This is a genomic window from Dysgonomonas sp. HDW5A, assembly GCF_011299555.1.
GTDB lineage: Bacteria > Bacteroidota > Bacteroidia > Bacteroidales > Dysgonomonadaceae > Dysgonomonas_A.
Window position 1 is genome coordinate 1,446,106 of record NZ_CP049857.1, and the last position, 26,747, is coordinate 1,472,852.

General features: G+C 39.5%; 14 protein-coding genes. 1 reads left to right on the plus strand and 13 read right to left on the minus strand.

Annotated elements, in window-relative coordinates:
- Positions 1 to 133 precede the first annotated feature (133 nt).
- Positions 134 to 370 carry a hypothetical protein gene (locus tag G7050_RS06035; protein ID WP_166112626.1) on the plus strand — a complete coding sequence of 79 codons (237 nt, stop codon included), beginning with the start codon at positions 134 to 136 and terminating at the stop codon, positions 368 to 370.
- Positions 371 to 525: 155 nt separating this feature from the next.
- On the opposite strand, the gene G7050_RS06040 is transcribed toward G7050_RS06035, so the two are convergent.
- From G7050_RS06040 to G7050_RS06100, 13 genes are all read right to left on the minus strand, one after another.
- Positions 526 to 3,027: a glutaminase family protein gene (locus G7050_RS06040; RefSeq protein WP_166112629.1), complete on the minus strand. Its 2,502-nt coding sequence runs from the start codon at positions 3,025 to 3,027 to the stop codon at positions 526 to 528.
- Positions 3,028 to 3,423: 396 nt separating this feature from the next.
- Positions 3,424 to 5,610 carry a hypothetical protein gene (locus tag G7050_RS06045; RefSeq protein WP_166112632.1) on the minus strand — a complete coding sequence of 729 codons (2,187 nt, stop codon included), beginning with the start codon at positions 5,608 to 5,610 and terminating at the stop codon, positions 3,424 to 3,426.
- A 115-nt stretch (positions 5,611 to 5,725) separates the two neighbouring features.
- Complete coding sequence (locus G7050_RS06050) at positions 5,726 to 6,541, minus strand: DUF3823 domain-containing protein (RefSeq protein WP_166112635.1); 816 nt, start codon at positions 6,539 to 6,541, stop codon at positions 5,726 to 5,728.
- Between the two features lie 33 nt (positions 6,542 to 6,574).
- Positions 6,575 to 8,632: a RagB/SusD family nutrient uptake outer membrane protein gene (locus tag G7050_RS06055; protein ID WP_166112638.1), complete on the minus strand. Its 2,058-nt coding sequence runs from the start codon at positions 8,630 to 8,632 to the stop codon at positions 6,575 to 6,577.
- A gap of 41 nt (positions 8,633 to 8,673) precedes the next feature.
- Positions 8,674 to 11,850, minus strand: coding sequence for a TonB-dependent receptor (locus tag G7050_RS06060; RefSeq protein ID WP_166112641.1), 3,177 nt, complete (start codon positions 11,848 to 11,850; stop codon positions 8,674 to 8,676).
- 24 nt (positions 11,851 to 11,874) lie between these two features.
- Entirely contained in the window at positions 11,875 to 13,311 is a 1,437-nt protein-coding gene (locus tag G7050_RS06065) for a glycoside hydrolase family 76 protein (protein WP_166112644.1), read from the minus strand.
- A 104-nt stretch (positions 13,312 to 13,415) separates the two neighbouring features.
- On the minus strand, positions 13,416 to 15,248 hold the full coding sequence (locus tag G7050_RS06070; protein ID WP_166112646.1) for a carboxypeptidase-like regulatory domain-containing protein: 1,833 nt from the start codon (positions 15,246 to 15,248) through the stop codon (positions 13,416 to 13,418).
- Positions 15,249 to 15,503: 255 nt separating this feature from the next.
- Positions 15,504 to 17,813: a GH92 family glycosyl hydrolase gene (locus tag G7050_RS06075; RefSeq protein WP_166112649.1), complete on the minus strand. Its 2,310-nt coding sequence runs from the start codon at positions 17,811 to 17,813 to the stop codon at positions 15,504 to 15,506.
- A gap of 363 nt (positions 17,814 to 18,176) precedes the next feature.
- Positions 18,177 to 20,699 carry a kelch repeat-containing protein gene (locus tag G7050_RS06080; protein ID WP_166112652.1) on the minus strand — a complete coding sequence of 841 codons (2,523 nt, stop codon included), beginning with the start codon at positions 20,697 to 20,699 and terminating at the stop codon, positions 18,177 to 18,179.
- A 249-nt stretch (positions 20,700 to 20,948) separates the two neighbouring features.
- Positions 20,949 to 21,533, minus strand: a complete 585-nt coding sequence (locus G7050_RS06085; protein ID WP_166112655.1) for a sugar O-acetyltransferase — start codon at positions 21,531 to 21,533, stop codon at positions 20,949 to 20,951.
- A gap of 115 nt (positions 21,534 to 21,648) precedes the next feature.
- Positions 21,649 to 22,803: an aldose epimerase family protein gene (locus G7050_RS06090; RefSeq protein ID WP_166112658.1), complete on the minus strand. Its 1,155-nt coding sequence runs from the start codon at positions 22,801 to 22,803 to the stop codon at positions 21,649 to 21,651.
- Between the two features lie 374 nt (positions 22,804 to 23,177).
- Complete coding sequence (locus tag G7050_RS06095) at positions 23,178 to 24,923, minus strand: sodium:solute symporter (RefSeq protein ID WP_166112663.1); 1,746 nt, start codon at positions 24,921 to 24,923, stop codon at positions 23,178 to 23,180.
- Between the two features lie 103 nt (positions 24,924 to 25,026).
- Positions 25,027 to 26,694 (minus strand): ribulokinase, encoded by a 1,668-nt coding sequence (locus G7050_RS06100; protein ID WP_166112666.1) that lies wholly within the window; start codon positions 26,692 to 26,694, stop codon positions 25,027 to 25,029.
- Positions 26,695 to 26,747 lie beyond the last annotated feature (53 nt).

Below are 26,747 nucleotides of genomic sequence, written 5' to 3' on the forward strand. Positions count from 1 at the left end.
AGTGGCAATTTTAAGCATTTTTTCATGCACATCTAAGTATATTCATCTTTATTTCTTATTTTTACAAAACGCACTACAATTTGATCGAGAATAAAATAAAATTCGATGTCGAATCTAATTAAAATTACAAATTATGAGATTGCTGATAGGTATACTTACTTCAATGATTGTCTTAACAGGAGCAACTCTTACAGTGCTGGCTCTTTGGGGAATTCAACCCATCTCTTGGCAAATAGTCTGGAAATCGGGGGTCACTATAGCCATTGTGTGCGGAACAGGACTTTTGATCTATCTTTTTTATTACATCTTCTTCAAAGATTATTCATACAATAAAAATAAAGGTAACGAAAAGAGAAATCTATTTAATTAAGGCTTCAAACTTTTTTATCAAGGCAAGTGTAGACTACTCAAGACTATATAACGGTTACTATAAAGAAACTCCTGAATATTTCAGGAGTTTCTTCTATTTAAGGTCTCATTTCACAGATTTAAGTAAACAGAACTATTATTAATAAATCTGAAACCTTATTTCTTTTGATTCAACTTAGTTTCTAACATTTTGATAAAGTATCCGCCAACTACCGATCGAGCCTGGAAGCCTCGTTGGTTAGGTCTGTCCGTAAATACCCAATCCGACATAGGTACACGATCTGTAGTTTCATTCATAAACAAATGTACCGGAGCGATAAACTTCTCAAAGGTTGCTTGATCATCGGCCAATGTAGCAGTCCATATGATCCAATCGGTTTTTGTATAAGTTTCGCGATTATCAAGAGGCAATCCATATTTATTCTGTTTAGTCAAATAGTAGGCAACTTCTTTCTGAGCAACCTCAGGTGGGAATATACCCATTTTCATTAGCTTATCCCATACCAGATTATATTTTTGACTCCATGTTCCCGATTGATCAAATGTCAGACGATAATGATCTCCGTCATCAGCCATCTTCACCCATTCGGCAGCCATATCTTTTGCTATTTTAGTATACTTCTCAGCTACATCTTTTTTACCCAGCATATCGGCCAATTTGCCATAAGAGGCAATTCCCAATATTGCTTTGATCGAAAGATTGGTATTATGCGCAAAGTGCCCTGCAAAATCATCTGTACACAATTGGTTCTCGGGATCAAGCCCGTTTTCTACCAGATAATCAGTCCAAATGGTTAATACATCCCAGTGTTTTTTCGCAAAATCGGCATTACCTTCTACCTCGGCTATTGCCCCTGCAAGAATAATCATGTTACCCGATTCTTCCACCGGCATATCGCCGCCATAAGTTTGTCCGTTAGCCAGTGGGTAAGTACCAACATCATGAGCTGCAAAAGGTTTTGTCCATTTACCGCTTTCACTGTAATAGAAGATGTGATTTTGTAATGCCTTTGCCAATTCTACATTATAATACAGAAATAAGGGTGACGACGGATAAGTTATATCCACAGTACCTATAGAACCATTACTAAAGTTTTCTTTCGATAAAAATACCAGGTCTCCATTAGGTGCTTGAACCAACTTATGAGCAGAAACTGCCTGACGATAAGCTATAGCACATAATTCGGCATACTTCTTACCTCCCGATGCAGTTGCATCAGTCATTAAGCTTTCGTCAAACTTATAGCATTTGCTCAACAATTGGCTGTATTCTTCTTTTGCTTTATGAAATTCATCCAGAATATTTTTCTTTCCGTCTGCATTCCAATAAGGTCTTAAGTTTTCACCAAAATATTGTATCGAATACAAATCATCATATCCAAGCAGGAATTTACCTGATGCTTTATTTACTGAGCCTAGAGAACGAGTGAAAGCTAATTTCTCATTCGTTCCGATTCTCTTTTCAACAGAGCCTTTTTGTACATTATTAGCAAAATTAGCTCTAAGCTCTTTTCCATCCCCTATACTCGATGTTGTGGCTTTATCTTTTTCGGTAGCCAGATAAAAATAGCCCCAGTCGATACGAAGATCATCTCCCTGCTTAGCCAGAATTTTCTGTGTAGAACTTCCGGTTTTTAAGAACATCATATCTCCATTATCAAAACCTTCGCTTTCCGACTCCTGATAAGGTCTATCCAATGCCCAATTAGAAGAAGCCTCAAGATATAGCTGTACATCATGCGATTTGCTATCAGTCGATAACACTTCATACGAAATGTAATTGACAGGACGAGACATCAGTTTCAAATCATCCATGAACAAAGGTGCTGTAAATGTTAATTTCAGATCTACATTACCACAACTAAATACATAATGAGTTTGAGTAGCTTGCACATCGACCGATTTTTGTGTAGCTGTTTTATTAAAGAAAGTTGTATTTTCTTTTTCAACAAACAAACCATAATCAAGCAATCCGTTGCCAACTCTGTTATAACAGTATCCGGCTATTAGATTTGTACCTTTTGCCAAAGAATTTACTACATTTTCAGGAAGCTTAATCAATACGTTTTTCTTAGCTGCATTTCCTGTATTTACAACTTCGATACCATTCACATAAATAATAGCATCATCATCGTGAGAATATTCCAGATAAACATTTTTACCTTTCAGATCCTCTTCGATATTCACAACCCGTCTTGTCCAGATGTATTCACTACCCCACTGAGTTTTGGCAGTTACCTCATTTTCCTTTGTGCCAAATGCAGCAGGACCTTCTTTCCATTTCGAATCATCAAAATCATTTTGCATCCATGTATCAGCAGGCTTGTCGGTTACGTACTTTCCTGTCCAATCACCGTATTCCGAAGTTTTAGCAATTGCATTTAACTCCAGATCTTCGGTTCCCATAAAACGATACACTTCGTTATCTACCTTTATGGCTCCAATTAAGGGAAAGTCTTTACCTGTCCAGTGTTTTACAGAACTATCATACAAATTGTCGGTAAAAGACCATCCGCTTGTATACGGGTCGATAGTTATAAGCGGATAAGCCGGTGGACGGATATCATTCTTTATAACATTGAAAGTAGGACTGTTATTTTCCGAACAACTTAGCATAGCACCGGTTATTAGAAAGCCTAATAAAAGATTTTTTTTCATGTAATTTATTTTAGTTAAGAGTTATATTATTATTATAATTCATCGGTTTAATTTTACTAATGCACCCTCTCGCGTTTATTTTTTAACATCTTCATTCGCCTGCGAGTACCCCGTACAACCGGCAAGGTCAGGAACCTAACGGATGACAAGCTTTTGCGTGCGTCAGCCCAAGTGCATTAGTGGTGTAGCCGTTTGGCTGACAAGCGAAGCAGGCGTAAAACTAAACGTGCCGATAGGCAGTAGGTTTAGTTTAGACTGCAAGCTTAAGTCAGGCAGGCGAGCCACGCAGCACAAAGACTTTTTGATTCCTTTTGCGGCTTTGGGCAAAAGGAATGCAAGTAATCTTTGATTACGCGCAGATAAATCAACCACTGATCGACATTAATAATCCAATTATCACCACGCAAGAGATACTTTTACTCCATCAGGATTATTCTCGAAAGTTAAGAAACAGGTTTTACTGTATTCATCCCATGACCATTGAGTATCTTTCAGTTCAGTTCCGTCGGGTGCTGTTATCGGACATTTATTAGGTTTTGCAGGTAGTAAAACTCGCATCGAATTTGTTGTATTTACAGGGCTTTTAGCTACGAAAGAATAGGTTGATTTACTTATCTTTTCGTCATATATACGAGATGCGGAAGCCAATACCTGAGGTTTTGATTTATCTTTCACACGTCCTACATTGTATAGAAAAGCTTGCTCACCGGGTAATACGACTTTCTCTTTTAAAACAGGTAGCTGCGGATCGAATAAATCAATCAATATACCTTGGAAAGTATACGGAGTTGTATTTTTGTTTTCGTCTAGTACTGCAATCAAATCATACTGACCTCTTGCAAGGTAGAAACTATTTTTAAACTCTAACTTACCTGCTTTTGCTTTCTGTTCATACATTCGTTTGACAATATCGACAAGCTTAGTGTCCTGCCCTGCTTGCATGGCAAACTCTTTCGGGTCGTTACGTAAAACGTACACTGTTCCTTTTCCATAAGCATATTCTCCTTCTTGTGGATTAGTACCTATATTCATTATTTCGAACAAGTGATCCGAAGCCACATTGTATTTCATGTCTCCTTGGTTCCACCATTCCTGAACCGATTGAAACGGATCATTATCTTGACCGCTATACACCAAAACACCTCCTTTTTTTACCCACTCGGCAAGAAGCTTATGTGCTTCTGCTGTCTGAGGTTTCATGTTCGAATAAGACATCAACAAGACTTTTGTATCCTTTAAAGTTTCAGGATACGACAAGTTCTCTATGTGAACAGTCTTAACAGGTACTCCACGCTTCAAGAAAGGTAGTGCTTGTCCGTAAAAATTCGACAATTGAGGGTCTTCGTATCCTGCATGGGTAGGGAAACGCTGAAACATCAGCGAATTAGCCATAAGAACACTGATACCTGTTGAGCCTGTTACCTTATTATCCGACAAAGGCATCGAATTCAAAGCATTTATCATCACCTGCATTTGTGTTGAGTAATGACGGGGAATAGTTGCCCTTTCTTCACTGTTGGCACTTTTTCGGTACAATCCCTCGTAAATACGCTCCGGCCAAGGCATCACTTCATAATCGGCAATCTGAGGATATAGTAGCTGAGCTGTAAATGTCGCTTCGTAATTTTTCTTGAAATCGACCCAATCGCGAGGTAAATCTTCAATAGGATCGGTCAGGAAAAACATTTTACGCCCTGTTGGAGCCGTCATAGATTCCATAGAACCGTATTCCAAGAAAGCTGTTTCGAAAACACGTTCTTTTGCTTTACCGTTAAAATAGTTTGGTTCGCGGGATGTTCCCGTCCAAACCTGTGCAATATACCCATCTACACAAGGAAGCGAAGCCAGACTCGCCTCCGGGCTTACAATCTGCCATTGCGAATAATTTACCAGTGAGTGAGTAGGTACATAACAGCGAACATCCATTCCCTTGCTTTTTCCATATTCTTTAGCATAGGTAAATACTTCATTGAGGGCATTATAGTATAGCTGATATTTCAGTTTATTCGACAAGTATGTGTTTTCGGGTGATTCGTGTTGTGGTCTCCAGTCGAACCCGTAATACTTTTTCCATTCTCTTTTAAAAGCATCACTATATCCGGCACGTGCCCAAAATTCGGGTTCTTCCAGATATATGGCATCAATACCGGCATCTATCACCCGTTTGATTTGAGCCTCCTTCATGTATTTAATGAAATTTTCGGTGGGTACGATATAAGGTATCAAGTGTCCATGCCAGATGGTATCACCTTGCCGAGTAACCTGACCTTCATCGAGATGCCATTTGCCATCCCATTTACCTGTAAAGTAATCCTGATACTCACCCCAGGCTATCCCCGTCATGAAATGGGTTTTATACCCCCGGTCTTGCCACGATTTTACACGTTCTTCAAAGGATACTCTTTTTGATTTGTCCGATGGATTTCCTCCAACACCATATACAATAGCTGCATCTGCTCTATTGTCAATGGACGGCTTCCACGGGTGGGAAGTCTGGAAAACTGTTTTAACATCATCTTTTGTTTGAGCTCCGAGTTGGATCGCCAGACAAAAAAGACTTAAAATTAGTATGTTCTTTTTCATATTAAATTTTCTAGTATTGAGTAGTTTCGATAAAAATATTCCAAAGAATAGTTTAAGGTTTAAAGCTAAACAAATAAACGCCTAGCTTTAAACCTGAACAATCAAATCTAAAACTTTATGGAACCATTACTTCTTTTGCTTCATTGTAATTCCAACGACGTGTACCACTGCCTTGCGGCGTATCGTAGTTTATACGGGCTGCTGCACGAATAAATACACTTCGTCCTCCGGGAATAGCATCTTTGGATTGAATTGTAATAGTTTCTCCGAACAAGGTATTAAATGCCGAGCCCGAATATTCGATCTTGTTTGACCATCGTGAATCTTGAGCACGATAACCAACACTGGATGAATAACTAACAAACAACTGTATATCAGTCATGTTAAGGAAACTATTATTATACCCTCCCATTGGTTCGATTTTGGAACGAAAATCCTCCTCCGATACACCGCGTGTAACACGTACTTTTGCGGTGATTTTCCCATTCGTTAATGTAGGTTCGCCTACCCATTCTATTTTAAGAAAAGGTTGTACTTCGAACTTCACTTTAGTTACCCCCTTAATGTCTAATGTTTTACTTTCATCAGCCAAAGGCACTCCGCGTGGGTCTTCACGAACCAGAGGAATAAACGGACCATCGATACGAACATTGTAGTTACCTTTAAACAGTTTTGTATTTTGGAAAGTACCGTTAGACATACAATAAAAATCGGGATTGTGGGTGGCATTCGGTCCCCAGCTTAGTTCGGTCAGACGCACACGGATACCTTCACTTCCCTGATCGGTTAATACAGGTTCTCCGGTAGCTACATCCACTACTTCACCTTGCAATGTTTCGGCAGGCGCATCGTAGTTGTCCATTTTGAACAGATCACAGGAACTGAACGAAAACAACACACATAATAAAGTATAAAATGCTATTTTTTTCATATTCTATGTATTCTTATATTATCTAATTATTGATTATCTGTTGGGCTGTTGATCGATCACAGGACTTTTAGACACTTCGTTACCCGGTATTCCGAAATAATAGTCGATCGGATTATACTCAAACGTTTTAAGGCTTACCCATTGGAAGTGTGCATCGAAGAAATACTTCCCGCTTTCTGTAGAGAAGAATGGATATAAGCCTCGGAAACGGTAACGAGAATTATTACTGAATGTATTTTTATCTCTCTTTTCGCCCCAAAAGCCATCCCTGTTATCATAATGTTGTACACGCCAGCGTCTCAAATCCCATTTCACCTTATGCTCAAGAGCAAGCTCTTTGCGTCTCTCCTTACGCACAATGTTGCGTCCTGCCTCATCCGATGTAACACTACCAACCAGTAATGTAGCACCTGCCCGTTCACGTATGGCATTTACAGCTTCGGTAGCTACTTGCAGCATATTAGACCCATCAGGCGACTGTTCTCCCGCCAGTGACAACTCTACTCCTGCTTCTGCTGCATTTAGTAAAACCTCAGCATAGCGCATCAAGATAAATGGCTGTGCCGATTTTCCCTCGCCGATTACAGCAGACGGATCGGGGTTAAGCCATTTACGTCCAAAGAGTCCGGTTATTGCCCCTTCTCCATTATTATAGAAAGGCCCGTTAGCTCCGGCTGCAGTCATTGGACTGCCATTGTAGGTAACCAACTCTTGGCTTTGTCCTTCCATAGGGCTAAGGTACAATGTCTTTGGCTTTTGGGTATACATACTCAAATTCTGATATTGATTATCTGCTGTTGCATAAGAATAATCGCTGAAAAAAGGTTTGATTGGTGTAGAGCCTGTGTATACTCCGGCACGTATCTCAATATTTTTTCCTTTAAACATATCGCCCGGAAAAATCACATAAGCACGTAAACGTGGCTCTGCATTTTTAAACAAATCCATCGGCTTATCGTACAAAATATAATTCCCTTGATTATTGGCATTCCCTGTAGTAAGTTTTACCGTACCATCGGGATATCTGTCAAAACCTTCGAATAATTCCACGAAATCGAGTGAAGGGCATGTTCCTGAAGATAGTGGTGAACGGAAAATAAATGGTGCACTATATGCATCATAACCGTGTGTTGAAGTAGGGTATATGTATTGTTTCACATAGATATTCTCAGGACTGCTCAAATCGCTGAACATATCTACCATATTCTGATATTGTGCATCGCGGTCTGAAGCCGACCATTTTTTCTTGTACAAAGAATATCCTCCATTAACCATTACTTCACGAGCTGCTTTATAGGCTTCCCTAAAGTACTTTTTAGAAGCTGCCTGCCATTTATCCTCAGCAAATCCCATTACACGCACACCAGTTTTTTGTCCGAAACCTGTCAGACGACCGGGTACTGTTTCATTGTATTTGGCTACAGATCCGGCGTATAGCATAGCTTCAGATTTAAATGATAAGGCTACATATTTATTGGAGTAGCCCACCTTAGGGCTGATTGGCTTCAGTAGCTCAATCGCTTTATCAAAATCGGCAAGTACCTGATCCCAAGTTTCTTCTTCGGTAGAACGTGGGACTTCCAATGCACTTTTATCGGCAGGATAAGCAATTACTTTAGTTACCAAAGGCACACCTCCAAAACGCCGTGCCATGGCATAAAATACAGTAGCCCGCACAAAATAGGCCTCGCCTAGATAATGATTATAGGTTGCTTCAGGATAGGAGCCTTGATATTGCGGCAACGTTTCCAACAAATAGTTTGCATCGCGTAATAAGGTGAAGGCTTTTTCCCAATAGGGAGTTCTTTCTCCTGTAAACGCAGCACAGATACCGTCACGAGTCAGCGCTTCACCGGTTCCTTCTATGCCCATAGCATTGAGCCATCCGTTGAATTCGACTCCCCATTGTGCCATATATTTGAAATCTTCAAACGGCATATTGCTATACATTCTCGCCATATAAATCTCCAGACCCGATTCGTTCGTCAAAAGATCTTCATCTGTAACGATATTTTTCGGTGGAACATCCAAATCTGCACAAGCAGAAAAGAATAATAAACTGAGCAGAGATAATATAAATATCTTTTTCATATATATCTAAATTATAATTCGTAACTTTTTAACACAAATTTCTAAAACGAGAGCGACATACCTAATGTATAAGTTCTGTTGAGTGGATACATACGTCCGTTTTCATCATCGGGATGTTCAGGATCCACAAATTTCACTTTCGTTATGGTAAACAAGTTAAAGGCATTGGCAAATACACGCAAGTTCATAGATGCTAAAGATTTTATGTGAGGCAATGTATACCCTACTTCTATACTCTTGAGACGCAAATACGCAGTACTTACACGGTTGAACTCCGAATTTGTTTTCGGGTAGTGTCCTGTATAACCATAGTAACCGCTTACCCATTCGGTAGAAGTATTATATGGATCTGCTTGTGGATCAACAGGGTGCCAACGATCCAAATATTGTGTTAAAGTACCTCCCCCATTGTTACCCCATATACTATACAACGGCTCTTTATACTCCATAGAACCGAGTGCCGATCCTTGAAAAAGGAAACTCGCATCAAAATTCTTGTATGAACCGTCAAAAGCCAAACTGTAATTGAACCATGGTGTTTGATCGTAAGCAAAAGGATGCTCGTCCAATCCGTCAATTTGTCCATCACCATTCCAATCTACGTATTTATAGTCACCGGGTAATACATCACGTTCGTGATACAACTGATACGAATGGATATCATTCCAGTTTTGGAAACGTCCTGCTGATTCATACCCGAATTGCACTCCCTGATAACGATTTGTCAGATTATCATTTCTCCATTTATCGTATGAGTTACCATATGGCCCCTTTTCTACAGCGATCATATGCTGTTGGCGAGCAATTGTTCCAATAGCTTTTACTTTATACGTAAAATCATTGATTCGGTTTCGGTGTGTAAGTTCCAGGTCAATACCAAAGTTGCGGTCGCTGTTCAGATTTTCGAGAGGAGCTGTAGCACCTATGACTGTTGGAAATTCTCCTGTTTGTCGGGCGAAAAGACCTTCTCGACGACGATCAAAATAGTCAAAAGAGAATCCAAATAAACCATCCCATCCTTCAAAATCGACACCGATATTAAACATATGCGATTCGTACCAAGAGATCAATTTGTTAGGCACAGGTTTTGTATCTACTCCATAGATGAACTGATCTCCAAATATATAACCCGGAGCATATTGGTTATAATACCCCGAAGCGGCATTACTGTTCGAAGCCGGATAGTTATATCCTCCTGCCCATTCATAATTCCAGTCGTTAGCCAAATCATCTCCCAATATACCGTAACTACCTCTCAGTTTCAACTGGTTTACAAACGACATGGCTGTTATCGATTTAAAGAACGGCTCTTCGGATATACGCCAACCCGCAGAAGCTGAAGGGAAGAAACCCCACTGATGACCGGGAGCAAATTTAGACGAACCATCGTAGCGGAATTGTGCCTCAAGCAAATAACGGTCGGCAAATGCATAGTTTACCCTACCAATTAATGCAGCATTGGTAGTTTCATAAAGGTCGTTGTTCCCTTTATTCATTCCTCCCAACTGATTGTCATCTATACCTGCAAAAAGGTAGTCCATTGCAAATGCAAGGTCGCGTTGTGCATAGAAGTTATCACCTATACGCCGTTGAGTTTCCCAACCTAGTAATCCGCTTACTTTATGAACGGTATTGAAAGTACGGTCGTAGTTCACAATAAACTGTCCCAAACGTTGTTGCTTATCATAAAATTCGCGTCGAAGCTGGGTAGGTGAACTTGAGTTATATAACTTAGAGAGATACGACTCACTGATAGGGTCATACGCATATTGATAATATTCCTTACGGTATATTGTGTTATTATCTTGTCTGTAATCTAAGCTGGCCAGAACTTTTGCTTTTAATCCTTTCAATACAGGGTTCAGTGTCCCGAAGTCGTAATTAAGCGTTGCCGACGACTGGAAGTATTTCTGCTCATATTTACGGTAACCCGATATATCGGAAGACATTTTTGCGACTGTATTTTCTTCCAGATCCAACCCTTCATAGTTAAGCATTGTATTTTCGGGATCGGCATATGCAGGATACAATACGCCTTGGCGCCAGTAGTTCCGGATAATATCCGTTGCATTGGCATATGGGTTGTTGCGTTGATCGGCAATTGCACTGAGGTTAATTCCAAAAGTTAAGCCTTTTACAATTTCGGTATTGATATTCGAACGGATATTGTATTTATTGTAATTCAGGTCACCTGATTTAAAGAAACCTTCCTGATAAAAGTAACCCATACTCACAAAGAACTGAGTTTTTTCGGTTCCTCCCGTAATACTTACATCGTGTTGGGTTTGTGGTGAAACACTTGAAAATAACAATCCGTTCCAGTCTGTAGTTCTGCGTGTGCCGTTTCTGAAAGCCTCAAAGTCCGCTTCTTTATATACGATACTACCCCCATTTACGTTGTTCATCGATCTTTCGTTGTACAATGTCATGGTTTGAAAGGCATCGGCTAGTGCAGGCATTTTCGATACCTTTTGAAAGGTATACGAACCATTGTAACTTACTCTGGTTTTTCCTTCTTTTGTTCCGCTTTTGGTTGTTACAAGTAATACTCCATTGGCTGAACGTACACCATAAATAGCTGCCGAAGCATCTTTCAGGACAGATACGTCTTCAATATCATTGGGATTGAGGCGTTGAAACTCTTCTGTTGAACGTGGAATACCATCGATAACCACCAAAGGTGCTCCTAAACCACGAATATCGAAGTTACTGTTAAATGTTCCCGGCTCGGCACTTTTTTGCCATACACGTACACCGGCAATCCGTCCGGCAAGCATATTTTGAGGGTTTTCGTTCTGAGTCCGCAGCATTTCCCCCCCTTTTACTCCGGCTACGGCTCCGGTAAGAGAGGCTTTTTTCTGAGTACCATACCCTACAACTACTACATCGTCAAGGAGATTGGCATCTATCTGCATTACCGTATTGATTTGAGTGCGCCCATTCACTTTCTCTTCTCTGGTTGCATATCCCAGATAGGAAAATACCAATGTAGAGTTTGCGGGAGCGTTAATGGTGTATTCACCATCAAGACCGGTTATTACCCCCACTGTAGTATTCTTTACTACTACACTGGCCCCAATAATCGGTTCATTGTTATTATCGGTAACTATACCTGATACGGTACTATTTTGCGCCTGCATCGATAAAGGTGCAAAAACAACAAGCAGCATCATCAGATGCAAAAGTTGCATGGCTTTAGCATATCGTGTTTTTATCATAACAATATTGATAATTAAGTTAATTTATTTTTGGAGCTCATACTTTGCCAATACAGCATATTCGGCAGCAAAGGCAAACATGAACATTCCTTCCGTATTGTTCTTTCCCCTGTCGAGATTCCAACCAACCAGCAGATTGGTAGGAAGCATGTCTTTATAAAGGAAGTTGTCATACCCGTAATCAAGGTTCTTCTGAAAGCTATTGATACAAACATCAACAGTTTTATAGGATGGATACAGGTCTACATAACCACGCATCAATACACCATTGAACCAATCTCTGAAACCACTGATGTCATAAGTATAATATCCGGGCTTGTTTACACCCAGTTTAGCAAAATAGCCAAAGCTTGCGGTTGACAGTTTTTGCCCATCTTCCAAATACATATTGTTACCTGTCGCACGAAATAGATCGGCTGCTCCCGAGAGCATTGTTCCACTATTGTAAGTGATTGCCGGTCCTACACGGTCAACACAAGTTCCTCCTTTACGATAAGGTACACCATCGATTATTTCTGTTTCAGGGCTTCCCGGAGTACATCCTCCCATCATATCATCATATACACCATCGGCACGCAATAAATTTTTCTTTTGCCAGTCATATATTTTTTTGGCAAAGTCCAAATAATAATCGCTTTTCTTCTGCATTTGTGTTTTTCGGGTTTTCTTGTCGGTAGCATCTATATACCGGTGCTCAATCATATCGGGTTTGCTTTTGTATAATTCGTGCAACCATACTAATGGACTAACCATCGGTCCGTTACTACACGAATGCTTGGTTACGTAACCCGGTCCCCATGGAATACCTCCCACTTCATTTCCGTTGGCATCACGTGTGCAATCCCAACCATCGAGTACATATTCGGTTAAATATTCCGCCTTATTTAAATACTTCTGATCGTTGGTTAACTTATATGCTTCCAGCAACTCACGTACCAACCACATCTGATCGTCGTATACATTTTCGATGCCTTCTACTTTAGCAGCACCTTTAGAGCCTCCCCTGTTAACTCCATACACTGTCCATTCTTTGGTTTGGGTATAAGAGGTTAATTCAAACGTACCTAAGTAATAATCGGCATTATCGTACAACTTAGCCAGCAAATCTACATAGCGATTGAAATGCTGATCGTATAGTGTTGAACTGCCATGATCTTTTTGTGCCTTAAGTCCGTGAAGAATCGCATTAACTGCTTCAATAGAGCTGGTATACATCCATACACTACCTTTTTCTTCGGATCGGATTTCTGTATACGGATTATAGTATCTTGCCATGGCCATACCATCTCCTGTAAAATAAAGAGAAATGGCCTGATCGGCTATTTGCATGGCTCGGGCAAGGTTTTGTTCAGAAAGAGTCGCCCCCCCCGACGGTTTATCGGGGGTATCGGTGGACGAACTTTCACTGCAAGCAACCGCAACCAGCAGAAAACAAGCAATTATTGTAAGAAATTTTTTCATTATATCAGTTTTTAAGTAAATCGGAGTATTTTAATGTATATCTCTTTAAGATAAAGCCGGATATAGCCGCTAAACTTATTCAAGCAATAAATAACTCCTGGATTTTATTTTAAATCAATCGAATAGAAAACCAATTTATTCTCGCCCGAATTGGCAACTCCATTGTATACTCCAAAGGCAAGTACTACGTTATTACCATTAAACTGCGACAGATCATATACAAACGAAGCATAACCTTCGGGATTACCTGCTCCACCGTCTCCATGTTTAAATTTCCAACAGCCATTACTTGCCGAGGATGCTTCCTGAGCTGTATTGGATTTAGGTGCTATATGGGTCACAGTACCATCTTCTTTAATAGCTGTCAATTTAAAGTATGTAGGGTTACTTCCGAAGTTTCGGGTTTTCAATGTCAACTGATTACTTCCTGAAGCAATGGCAAATTTGGCATAGTAATACGATTCGGGAACTTCGGTACTTACTTCGGATGTATTACGGGTTTTGATTAAGTAACCTTCAGAGGGGAATACTTCGGGGTCTTTCTTCAAAGGAACAAACGACCATTCGTGTCCGATGTGTGAAACTGCACGCCATGCCTGATAAGCTGCCGGATATCCGGTTTGCATATTCACATCCCTTCCTGCACTGATAGGACTTATACCTGTAAAATGCTTTTTCGTCTGGGGCATAGTAGAACGTACTGTTTCTTGTGTAAGTTTCCATCCGTCTATTACTTCGTTACCCGGTAACCAATCCCAGCCTTCAACCTTTCTGTCGGCAAAACGAACTGCACGAAGAACAAGTTGTTTCCAGTAATCTCCTGTTTCTTTGCGATAGATACCAATAGCAACAATTACTTCTTTGCCAACGTATGCACTCAGGTCGAAAGTAAAGTCGGTGTAATTACCTGATCCGTATTGCTTAGTTTCTCCTATTTGTACTGCTTGAGGTTCGGCTGCCGAAAGGTCAACTACCTGTACACCAAAGTAAGCCGGTGATGCTTCATCAGCATTATGTGTACGTAGTCTCACCGAAAGGATTTTGTTATCTGCCGTAATCTTTTTGCTGCCGTATGTATACGAGTCAAACACTTCCAAGTCGGCAGGATTAGTGCGGTCACCCGGATCATTACGGATTTGCAATGTTGTACCTTCCCATTGTTCTTCCCACTTACCTTTAAAGGTCATCGAGCTGAAATAGTTACAAGCCCAATCCCAATGAGGGTAAGCATCGGCATTACCTCCACCACGGTATTCATTATAATACCATTTATCGGCAGTTAACAAATCGGCTAAGGTTAAACCACGTAGAAGTTCTGCTCCTCCCATTACTACATCCAATGTTACCATTCCGTCAACAAAATCGGCTTTGCTCACTTTTTTTGTCTGGGTTACATAATTGGCTTTAATAAATGTTACGACATAATCATCGGCAATGAGGTTTTCGAGGCTATATTTACCATCTGCCTCAGTAGTGGCCGATACTGCTGGAGTTATACTGACTGTTACTCCGGAAAGTGGTGCTCCTCCGTTCTTTCCATCGGTAATGATACCGGAAATTTTCGCTGAAGCATTTACCATTGCCACTGTGGTGGTAGCAACTTTATTACCATCAAATTTATCGGCTGTAACCGTCAGACTGACTGTTTGATATCCCGTTTTTGAGAAGGTAACGGAATGCGACTCGATAGAAACATTTTCGAATGTGTATTTTCCGTCGGTTCCGGTATTTATTGTTGCCTCGGTTCCGCCCATTCCTCCCATTGTAACGGTAACTCCGTCAATGGGTACTCCTGCTTCATCAAGCACAACACCGGTAATTGTACCTATACCTTTACTGACCGGATCATCGTCATTATTACAGGAGCTTACTACACACACTATAGTTCCTAGCAAGACCATGAACATAAAAGTTCGTAAAATCTTTAATAATTTCATGTTAGTAATTAAATAAAAAGTTAAGGGTTGAATTCTAATAGAACTATTAGATAATACTTATTAAAATTCAACCCACTGTTAACAGTTTTGTATTTTCCTCTGATATTCTTTAATAGATTTAAATCATATATTGGAAATAGAAGGCTAATTAATTGACCAGAATAAAGGATACGATTTCAAACCGAAGAATCATAATAGAGATTCTCGAGTCCTTTTTTTCTCATGGGTTTACTGATTTTTTTTTAAGGTTTATACTTACTTCTTTTTTCTAGATATAGTTGTTGTTTTTAATTCATTTGAAAACGAGTAAGGAAAATCGGCAGCATTGATTCCTCTTTGCTTATTTGGGGTCGGAGACATTTTGAAGTCAATTGCAGCACCTTTCAACAATTCATCATAAGTCAGATAGTTTTTGGTATAAGGTTGCCCGTCTACTGATAATGACGAAATATATCTGTTTACTTTTCCGTTGTTTTCGGCTTTAATGCGAACTTGCTTTCCATTTTCCAGATTAAGTTTTACACTCTTAAATAAAGGAGATCCTATTATATATTGGTCTGCTCCGGGGCAAACTGGATAAAAGCCTAAAGCTGAAAACACATACCAGGCTGAAGTTTGTCCGTTATCTTCATCACCGCAATATCCGTCGGGATTAGGTGTATATAACTTATCCATTACTTCTCTCACCCAATATTGAGCCTTCCAGGGTTCTCCTGAATAATTGTATAAATAAATCATGTGCTGAACGGGTTGATTTCCATGTGCATAATTACCCATATTCATTATCTGCATCTCTCTGATTTCGTGAATCACACCTCCGTAATAACTATCGTCAAATAAAGGGGGTACATTGAATACCGAATCGAGCATCTGGTTGAAACCGTTCTGTCCTCCCATCAAGTTAATCAATCCCTGAGGGTCATGGAATACCGACCAAGTGTAATGCCAGCTATTGCCTTCGGTGAAAGCATCTCCCCATTTCAAAGGATTAAACGGTGATTGGAAAGTTCCATCTTCGTTACGTCCTCTCATAAGTTTGTGCTCGGGATCGAACAGATTCTTATAATTCATCGCTCTTTTGGCGTATATCGCGATTTCTTTCTCGGGTTTATTCAGTGCCTTTCCCAGTTTATAGATAGTCCAGTCGTCATATGCATACTCTAATGTACGAGCTGCACTTTCATTGATGCCTACATTGTATGGCACATATCCTAGCTTGTTGTAATATTGATATCCTAGACGGCCGGTTGAACTTACCGTGGGATGTACACTGTTGGCTCCGCTGACAACTGCTTCCCAAAGAGTTTCGATGTCATATCCTCTCAGTCCTTTGAGATAAGCATCTGCTACTACGGATGCGGAATTGTTACCAACCATACAGCCTCTGTGACCGGGACTAGCCCACTCGGGTAAAAATCCGCTTTCTTTGTATGTGTTGGCCAAACCTTCCTGCATCTTCGCATTCATAGATGGATACATCAGATTCAGGAACGGAAACAGAGAGCGGAATGTATCCCAAAATCCGGTATCGGTAAACATATATCCGGGCAATACTTCTCCGTTATAAGGACTGTAATGTACAGGCTTTCCTTCGGAATTAATTTCATAGAAACTACGGGGAAACAGCACCGAACGATACAGGCATGAATAGAATGTGCGAAGGTTATCAATATTATCGTCTTCGACTTCAATACGTCCTAATACTTTATTCCACTCATTTCGACCTTTGGCTGTTATCTGGTCAAAAGTATCATTACCCAATTCTTTCAGATTTAATTCTGCCTGATCGTAGCTGATAAACGAAGATGCTACTTTAGCATGTACAACTTCTCCTTTTTTAGTGGAGAAACCGATGATTGCTCCGGCATGATTTTCTTTTGCTTCCAATACACCTTTTTGTATTGTATTGTTGACTGAAGAAGCGGTGTGAGTGAATGGTTTATCAAATACGATGACAAAATAATTCTTGAAATTATCGGGTACTCCTCCACTGTTTTTTGTGGTATAACCGATAATCTTATTTTGTTCAGGAATGATCTTCACATACGATCCGTTATCGAATGCATCTACGATTACTGACGAATTATCATTCTCAGGAAAGGTAAACCGAAACATAGCTGCACGTTCGGTAGGTGTAATTTCGGTAACCACATCATGATCGGCTAGATAAACACGATAATAATAAGGTTTGGCAACTTCTGCTTTATGAGAGAACCAACTGGCACGCTCATCCTGATCAAAAACAACTTTGCCTGTAATGGGCATAATTGCAAATTGCCCGTAATCGTTTATCCAAGGGCTGGGTTGATGGGTTTGCTTAAAACCTCTGATTTTGTCGGCATCATAGGTATATGCCCAACCATCGCCCATTTTGCCGGTTTGCGGCATCCAGAAGTTCATACCCCATGGCATAGCTATTGCCGGATAGGTATTACCTGTAGACAGCGAATGTTTAGATTGTGTGCCAACCAACGTACTCACATAATCGACAGGAGTAGTCTGGGCATTCAGTTTAATAGAAAAAAAAGAAATGATTAATAAAAATAAGACAGTAAGATTTCGCATAAGGTTTATATATAAGTTAACATCTTAAATTGCGGTAGAAACATTTGTACAGGCATAAAGAGCCTTTGTATTTCAAAAGTTGCTTACATGATATATTCAAACAGGATTTGAAAAATTTAATATCCGTTACAGGTTAATGGTATTTCCGATCAGCTAACGGGGTCAAATGTATGCGGGCATGGTTAACTATTGGGTTAATTTGCGATTAAAAAAGGGTTAGAAGGTTAACTTATTTTATTAATCTGCATACATTTAATCAATATGTGTAAAAAAAGAAGAATATTACACAATACCTATACACACAAGACGAATCAGCCTACAAGTACTTGTGCAGACGCAATTCTCTCTCTCCAGTAAGTCTAATTATGCTTTGTTGTCATTCAACAGAGAGGTAAAACCGATAGAATAATTTTCATTCATTACCTTCTTATATTCTGCAGAGAATAATAGATATTTATTTTTTGCCTGATCGGGCATTTTCAATTTTATAAGAGAATGTATTTGATAATACAAGGCTTCCTCGTTGAGTGAATCAATATTAAAAAGAGTATCAACAAGCAGTAAGGTTGTTTGATAATCTTGCTGAGCATATCTGCTTTCTATTTCCATTTGTAAAATAGATTCCGCTTTATTTTCAATTTCCAGTTTAAAAGAATCGAACATTTCGTCTTCGGTATTTTTCAGAAATTTACCTCTTATCAGAATCTCAATCAGCTCTTTGTTATTAACTATATTCTCCCCTTTGATTATTTCAAAAAACCGCTTGTAATCACAATAACATCCATCGGATAATACAATCTTGAAGAATCCTTTATCGTGAATAAGTTCTACATTATTAAGCTCAGCTAAGGCTTTACGTATATGGTTAAGTGTTACACCTTTCAGATTCTTTGCTTTATTTTCAGATTTATCAGGCCAAAGAATATCACTCAATTGCTGTGACGAGATACCGTCTTCGAGACTATATTGAAGAATCAGCAGAAAAGTTTGTTTCAGCTTTGTACTGAACATGTAGGTAATGTCTTTATTATTTCGATCCCTTACCGTAAATTCACCAAAGAGATAGATTGAATTGGGCTGATCTTTTCTTTCAAAAGATTCCTGAGACATTTCATCCTGACGCTCTAAAACACTCAGAGCTTCGTGAGTATCAGTATTTGTTTTTTTCGCTCTTCGCTTTACATAAAATACACACACACCTCCTACAACAAACACCCCAATAATAACACCCCAAATGTAGAGCATCGATTCATCTTTGCCCATTCCCGAAAGTTCTTCAAGACTTATGGGTGGAAAAGATAAAGAGTACACACGGGCTACTGACGATATATCGCTGGCATCGAATTCCTGAACGGTGCAGTATAACTCATTCAACTTTTCATTATAATATAAATTGGCATTTGTCGTAATTTTATCGGAACGAATAGGAATTGAATCTCCAAGAATATCGAAACTCCCGTCTTTAACAGAAAAACGGTACAGTTTCAACGATGTATTCGAAAAATGTTCAGGATAACATAAAGTATAGAAACATGAATCGTCGAGCATTATCATACTACGCACGGGAACTACATTATCTCCATGCCAAGGTATTTCCCATAATTTAGTGATCTTCTTTTCATTGAGGTCAACTTTATATAAATCATAATAATAACGACGACCAATAGTTTGATCTCCCGAATCATTTCCCATACCTCCAAAAACGTATAAGGAGTTTTCTTCCTTTTTATAGCACATCGAGGAGAAGTATCGGGGAGTTATCCTATCTCCTTCGAATGATAGTCGGCTCCATTTTTTTTCGATCAAGTCATACGAATAAAATTCTTTGTTATAATGCTGACTTCCAAATCCGCCAAATACGAGATAGCGGTGATTAGCTGCATCATAATAACTGTTGTGATGATGCAGTTGAGTCGGTAACCTGTCTACACTCTCTGTTGTCCACATTAAAGTATTGAGATCAAGATAAGCAGAGGTAGCGACCTCAGCCGCTTCTTCAGAATATACCTCGTATGCATATAAACGATTGTCTGCCTTATCCACAAAACTCATACCGAGCTTGAGCTTTACAGGTAATTCGTTTTCATATTTTTTAGATGATACAGCATTAGAACGGACATTGAAAAATGTGATCGAATCTTTATCAAAAAAGTATATATCCTGAGTCTGGCTATTAAAATTCAAGCCTGCTACATTTTTTGATTTGAAAGAAGCTCTTGGTGCCCAGTAGTAGGCATTATTTATCAACCAAACAGGACTGGAAACGTGACCTCTGGCCTTACCTTTCGAGTCATGCACAAACTCTCCCTCATTTTCATTTAAATGAAAAAAATATTCCTGCTGTGTATCTTTAATAATCACGTTTTTAATGGCAAATGAGGGTATATCGACAACATGCTCACTTTTACCGAAATAGATAACAGGATTCCATTTTTCAAGAAGATTCAATCCTCCTATTCTTGTTTCTTTATCATTAATCTTCAAAGTCATGGAGTCTTGTTGGAGATCAAATGATAAGCTGATACTCACCCACTGGCAATTAGAGAGTTCTTCTTTCTTGAAAATACTGGTAATTAAATTGTTTCGCCCCTCTTCATTAAATTTAAAGACGGTATTTTCACGCCCTTCATTATCATACATCAAATTATAAGTTGTATTGAGGTTAGTATCTTTCAATCTGAAAATATAACCGACATTAGAGGGTGGCAGCAACGATAATTCGAAATTAATAACCAGCTTTTCAGTAAAAGCCGGAGATCCATTTTCAAATACAGAATATGAAGTTCTCTCATTAATTACACTTTCATTTCCATGAAATCGTAATCCTTGAGAAAAAATATTTAGGGGAAAAAGTAATAGTAAAACGAAATGCACAACTAGTTTCATAATAAAAAAGACTTTATTATCTACAAATATAGAAAATTAGCTTGTTAATTTCAGAAATTACTTTTTACATGGTTTTCAGATACTCAAAAAACGCCCATGTATTTTTAAATGTTAATCTCTGTCAACAAATGACAATCTACTATAATTCAACCCTGAAGAAAATCATCGGGAGGTGAAAACAAAAAAGCAGTTGCAAATAACTTGCAACTGCTTTCTTATCTGTATTTCAAATTTAGAAAAAAATCAGAATCAAGAGCTTATTACTTTCGACAAATCTTCTCCCTTATTCAATTTGCGGATCACCTTTGCCGGATTACCAACCGCTAATGAATCAGACGGAATATCTTTAGTTACTACCGATCCTGCTCCGATAACACATCTGTCGCCAATGGTTACTCCGGGGCAAATAGTCGAATGTCCACCAATCCAGCAACGTTTACCTATTGTTACGGGTTTACAGTCTTCCCACACATCTCGCTCGTCGGCATCTAAAGGGTGTTGAGCCGTATAAATATGTACTCCGGGAGCTATCAATGTGCCATCTCCAATGGTAACCTTTGCTCCATCCAAAATAACTGCTCCGAAATTGATAAATACTTTATCGCCTGCATATATATGATCTCCGTAATCGCAATAAAAGGGTGGCTCTGTATAAAAATTCTTTGCCGAGTTGGGAAACAGTTCCCTCATTACATCACGGAATTTATCGGTATGGTATTCGGTCACATTCAGTTTATGGAGTAGCTTTTTTACTTCGGAACGTATAGCTGTCATTTCTTCGCTATGTGCCCAATAAGGTTCTCCGGCAAACATTTTTTCTTTTTCAGTTATCATTCTGATATTTAATTGTGTTGCGTTTTCATTTGTAGGGGCAGACCTATGTGCCTGCCCTCTGTGGGGAACACATAGGTTCACCCCTACAGCTCATTAATAAAAGACCTGAGACCTTTTATTTCTTTGTCGAAAACTTATAAATACAAGTTTGTGTATATTCTTCTCCCGGATTTAATCGGGTAGATGGAAATTGAGGTTGATTGGGTGTATCAGGATACTTTTGAGTTTCCAAAGCCACCGCTTCTCTGAATTTATGAGCCTTACCGTATTTACCTATAACTTTTCCATCGAAGAAATTACCGCTATAAAATTGTATACCGGGCTGGTCTGACCATACTTCCATTACTCTACCACTAGTGGGTTCATATAGGCTTGCTATAAGCTCTACGTCTTTTTCAGTTTTGCGGTCTACTACCCAGTTGTGATCGTATCCTAAACCATTTTTCAGTTGTTCGTCATCAGCATCTATTCTTGCTCCGATAGCTGTTGGTGTTCTAAAATCAAATGGAGTTCCTTCGACCAACGTAATTTTACCGGTTGGTATCAAAACAGTATCCACAGGAGTAATTGCACTTGCATTTAGAGTCAATATGTGATCGGTAATCGCACCATTTCCGACTCCCTTTAAATTAAATAACGAATGATGCGATAGGTTTACATGTGTAGGCTTATCAGTTGTAGCACTATAAGTTATCTTAAATTCATTTTCAGGAGTAAGGGTATATGTCATTGTCACTTTTACAGTTCCCGGAAATCCCTCCTCACCATCGGGAGAAATATAAGACAATTGAATCTGATTTTTGCTGACACTATCTACGTTCCAAACTTTCATATCGAAACTATCGGGTCCACCATGTAAAGTCTGTCCATTGTTATTAACAGGTAATTGATATTTTACTCCGTCAAGTGTGAACTTTCCTTTGGCAATACGATTGGCAAATCGACCGACAACGGGACCCAAGAAGCGTTCGCCTTCGTAGTTTATGTATTCGTTGATGTTGTTATGTCCCAAAACAATATCCTCATACTTTCCATCCTTATCGGGAGTCCAAAGAGAAATAACTCTTCCTCCGAAATTAGATACCTGCATGGTTATCCCATTTCCCGAATCGAGTGTGTAAAGTTTGATTTCTTTGCCATCTACTGTTTTTGTAAATGCAGAATCTGCCATTAAGGTAATTTGGGAGCCTTCTACTTGTGGTGGTGTAGTTGGTTTATTATTACATGAGAACAAACAAAGGGCAATCCCTAAATAAAAAATCTTTTTCATATATGTATAAGTTTTGGTTGTTTATAAAGCTCTCAGAGCTTTTTATTGCTTTGATAAGCATAATCTCTAAAGGCAGTTAGAATTATAAAATATAACTGTCACTATTTGTTGTTTATCAAAATAAGATTCAAGACTTTAAAGATAGAAAATTCTCACTGCTCTTTAGTTGCTAACAGTGAGAATAATCAAGAAATACAAAATAACTAGATAAGCTCTCAGAGCTTTTTATTGTTTGGGTTGTAGGGTGTGAATCTCTCTGTTCACCTGAAGTTTACAGACACATAGGTCTGCCCCTACCAATAAAGATATCTCATTAAATATTTAACGCTACTTTATATATATTGTCTCTTATTTTACTTAAAGAATACATCTTCTTACCAGAAATACCAATAGAATAATCCACAAAGGGCGACTACACCAAGGGATGCAATAACATCCCACTTGTTCCAGCTCTTTCCGATAATTTTCTTATAGTCATCGGTGAAAGTGATAGCTTCTATCTGTTGAGCAGTTGGCTTTGGAGTGAAAAACGACACTACAACCATCATCAGCATGATGAAGACAAGCAACCATACTTCGAAGATAAGCCAGTTGGTCTGCCAAAACCAAGTTGTACACTCCCAGTACCAACCCGTCATTACGTCTTTACCCGTATTGGTAAAGATATTGGTCAGCAAGCGAGCCATACCGATAATAAAACCGACTATCATACCTGCTTCTCCTGCTTTCGGAGTGATTCTTTTAGAAAATATACCCAATGCGAATACTGCTACCATGGCAGGTGCAAGCAGCGATTGAATACCTTGCAGATAATCGTAAAGGCTACCGAGGCTCATCATAATAGGTATCCATATAATACCAAGTATTACTACAACAATTGTTGCAACACGACCTACCATAACGTAGGTAGCTTCACTCTTCTCTTTGAACTTCGGTTTATAAAAATCTTCCGTAAACAGCGTAGCACAAGAGTTGAAGAATGCCGCCAAAGAAGCAACCAATGCAGATATAAAACCGATGGTAACAATACCTTTTACACCGGCAGGTAATACAAATTTAACCATTGACCCAAAGGCGGTATCAGGGTGATCCAATGTGAATCCACTGTCGGGACGTGCTGCCAATGCAGCAGCTACCATACCCGGTATAAGGAACATAAATACAGGCAACAACTTGAAATAGCCGGCAGCGATTGTACCTCTGCGTGCACGTTTCATCACAACATCGTTATCCTCTCCTTTGCGTTGTCCGAGCACACGCTGAACGATATGCTGATCGGTACACCAATACCAAAAACCGATAATGGATGCTCCGATAAATACCCAGAAGCCGGGATAATCGTCATACAACGGATCGCCCGTATTGAAGTGGAACATGTGATTTGTACCGTGTGCAACTCCGTCGGGTCCAACGTTTAGTGTTTTAGAATAGTCAATCATCGCAGTCCATCCATCAGCAATACTTCCGTATCCGAGTGCTGATAATCCTAAGAAAAGCACGAGAAACGAGCCAATGATAAGTATAGGTGTTTGAATTGCAGAGAGGGTCATTACACCTTTCATTCCTCCCAAAACCGTAAATATACCCGTTAAGACTATCAAACCGATTGCCCCATACCAGAAAGGCAAGCCCAGAAGGCTCTCCATAAAAATACCACCGGTGAAGGCTGTTACACTTACTTTGGTCAATACATACGCAATAAGGGTAATGATAGACAACCACGAACCTGTAGCAGGCGTATAACGGTATTTAAGGAAGTCGGGCATGGTGATAATTTTGCCCATCTTATTATTCATCAACTGATAGAAAGGTACAAAGAGCCACCCCAAGAGGAGTATCATCCAGCCTTGCATTTCCCAGTGTGCCATACCCACACCTGCTTTTGCTCCTGTTCCGGCAAGCCCGACAAGGTGTTCCGAACCGATATTTGCAGCAAAAATAGCTGCTCCAATGATATACCATGGCTCGCCTTTACCAAACAGGTAGTCCTCGCTATTGGCTCCCTGCTGCAAACGTTTGTCTTTTTGTACCGAACGCCAAACAGCCCATGTTACTGCCAGGATACCTACGGCAATAATCAACCAGTCCAGCCAAATAAACTCATGTGAATTCCAATTCATATGTATAAGATCATTTAAGTAATTTCAACTATTTAGTACTCCATTTTATAGCCATAACTACCTTTTTGGTTCTACCTGCCAAGGCAATAAAAACTCTAAAAGGTTATGAAAATAATTCTGTTTCAGTAAATTTTCCAAGCTTCCGGTACTTTTCGTATACCAACATATAAATACGGTGATTATCCATATTCGGCTGATATTCGAAAGCAAAACCTTGCCCCATGGCGGCTTGTGCTTCTTTTATCGTAGGATGTACGCCGGCTGCTACTGCGGCAAACATGGCTGCACCAAAGGCACAGGCTTGTTCGGATTTAGCTACTTTAATAGGCATACCCAATACATCTGCCAGTGTTTGCATAACAAGGGGCGATTTCAATGAAATACCTCCTATTCCTATTACACTTTCTATTTCGATGCCATTTTCGAGGAAACGATCTACAATCGCTTTTGACCCGAACGCCGTTGCTTCTACTAATGCTTTAAAAATGATAGGTGCATTACTAGCCAGATTCAGTCCTGTGATTGTACCCTTTACCAATTGATTAGCATCGGGCGTTCTGCGTCCGTTCATCCAGTCAATTGCTAAAACGCCACTTTCTGATGCCGGTATTTTTGCTGCCTCTTTCGATAAGGCTGGAATCATTTTGTCTAAAGCTTCTGCTATTAATTTATCTTTTGTTGCCTGATCTATTAAAGACGATTCTTTAATCAGATTTTCGATTGGCCAAGCCAATACCGATTTGAACCAAGCGTATATATCCCCGAATCCCGACTGTCCTGCTTCTAAGCCGATCATTCCGGGAACTACCGAACCGTCAACCTGTCCGCATATTCCGGGGATTAGCTTTCCATGCATATCTTCGTATGGAACAATCATTATATCGCAGGTAGATGTTCCGATTACGCGCACAAAAGTTTTAGGTCCGATTTCCGCACCTACTGCTCCCATGTGACAATCGAATGCACCGACTCCAACAGCTACATTGGTAGTAAGACCTAATCTGTCTGCCCATTCCTGAGTAAGATTACCGACTTTAACATCACTTGTGTATGTGTCTTTAAACAGTCTGTCTCTGTAACCCTTAAGCAAGGGTTCTACTTCGGTCAAAAAATCGTCTGTTGGCAGTCCGTCCCATTCTTTGAGCCACATAGCTTTGTGTCCCGCCGAACAACGGCTTCTTATAATATCAGATGGTTTTGTAGTATTGGTTATCAAGGCCGGCATCCAATCGCAATGTTCTATCCAGCAATAAGCTGCATCACGAATTGTTTCATCTACTTTTAAAACATGTGCCATTTTTGCCCATACCCATTCGCTCGAATAGATACCCCCTTCGTAAGCTGTATAATCAATAGGCCACCTTTTAGCTACTTCATTGATCTTTGCGGCTTCCTTCACTGCTGTGTGATCTTTCCAAAGAACAAACATGGCATTTGGATTCTCGGCAAATTCGGGTCTCAATGCCAGTACTTGCCCCTCTTTATCGATAAGTGCAGGTGTTGAGCCTGTTGTATCAAATGATATCCCGACAACATTTTCGGCTGTACCTTTAGGTGATTTGCTTAAAGCTTCTTTTACAGATTCTTCAAGGCTTTCGATATAATCAAGGGGATGTTGTCTGTATTGATTTTTGTGTGGGTCACAGTATTTACCTTCTGCCCAACGCTTGTAGTATTTTACGGACGAAGCTATCTCTTTTCCGGTTTCGGCATCTATGATAACAGCCCGACAAGAATCTGAGCCATAATCCAGTCCAATTGTATATTTCATATTCTATTCAAATTCAGATTAATAAAACAGTTATCTAAGTTGAGACCTAAAGC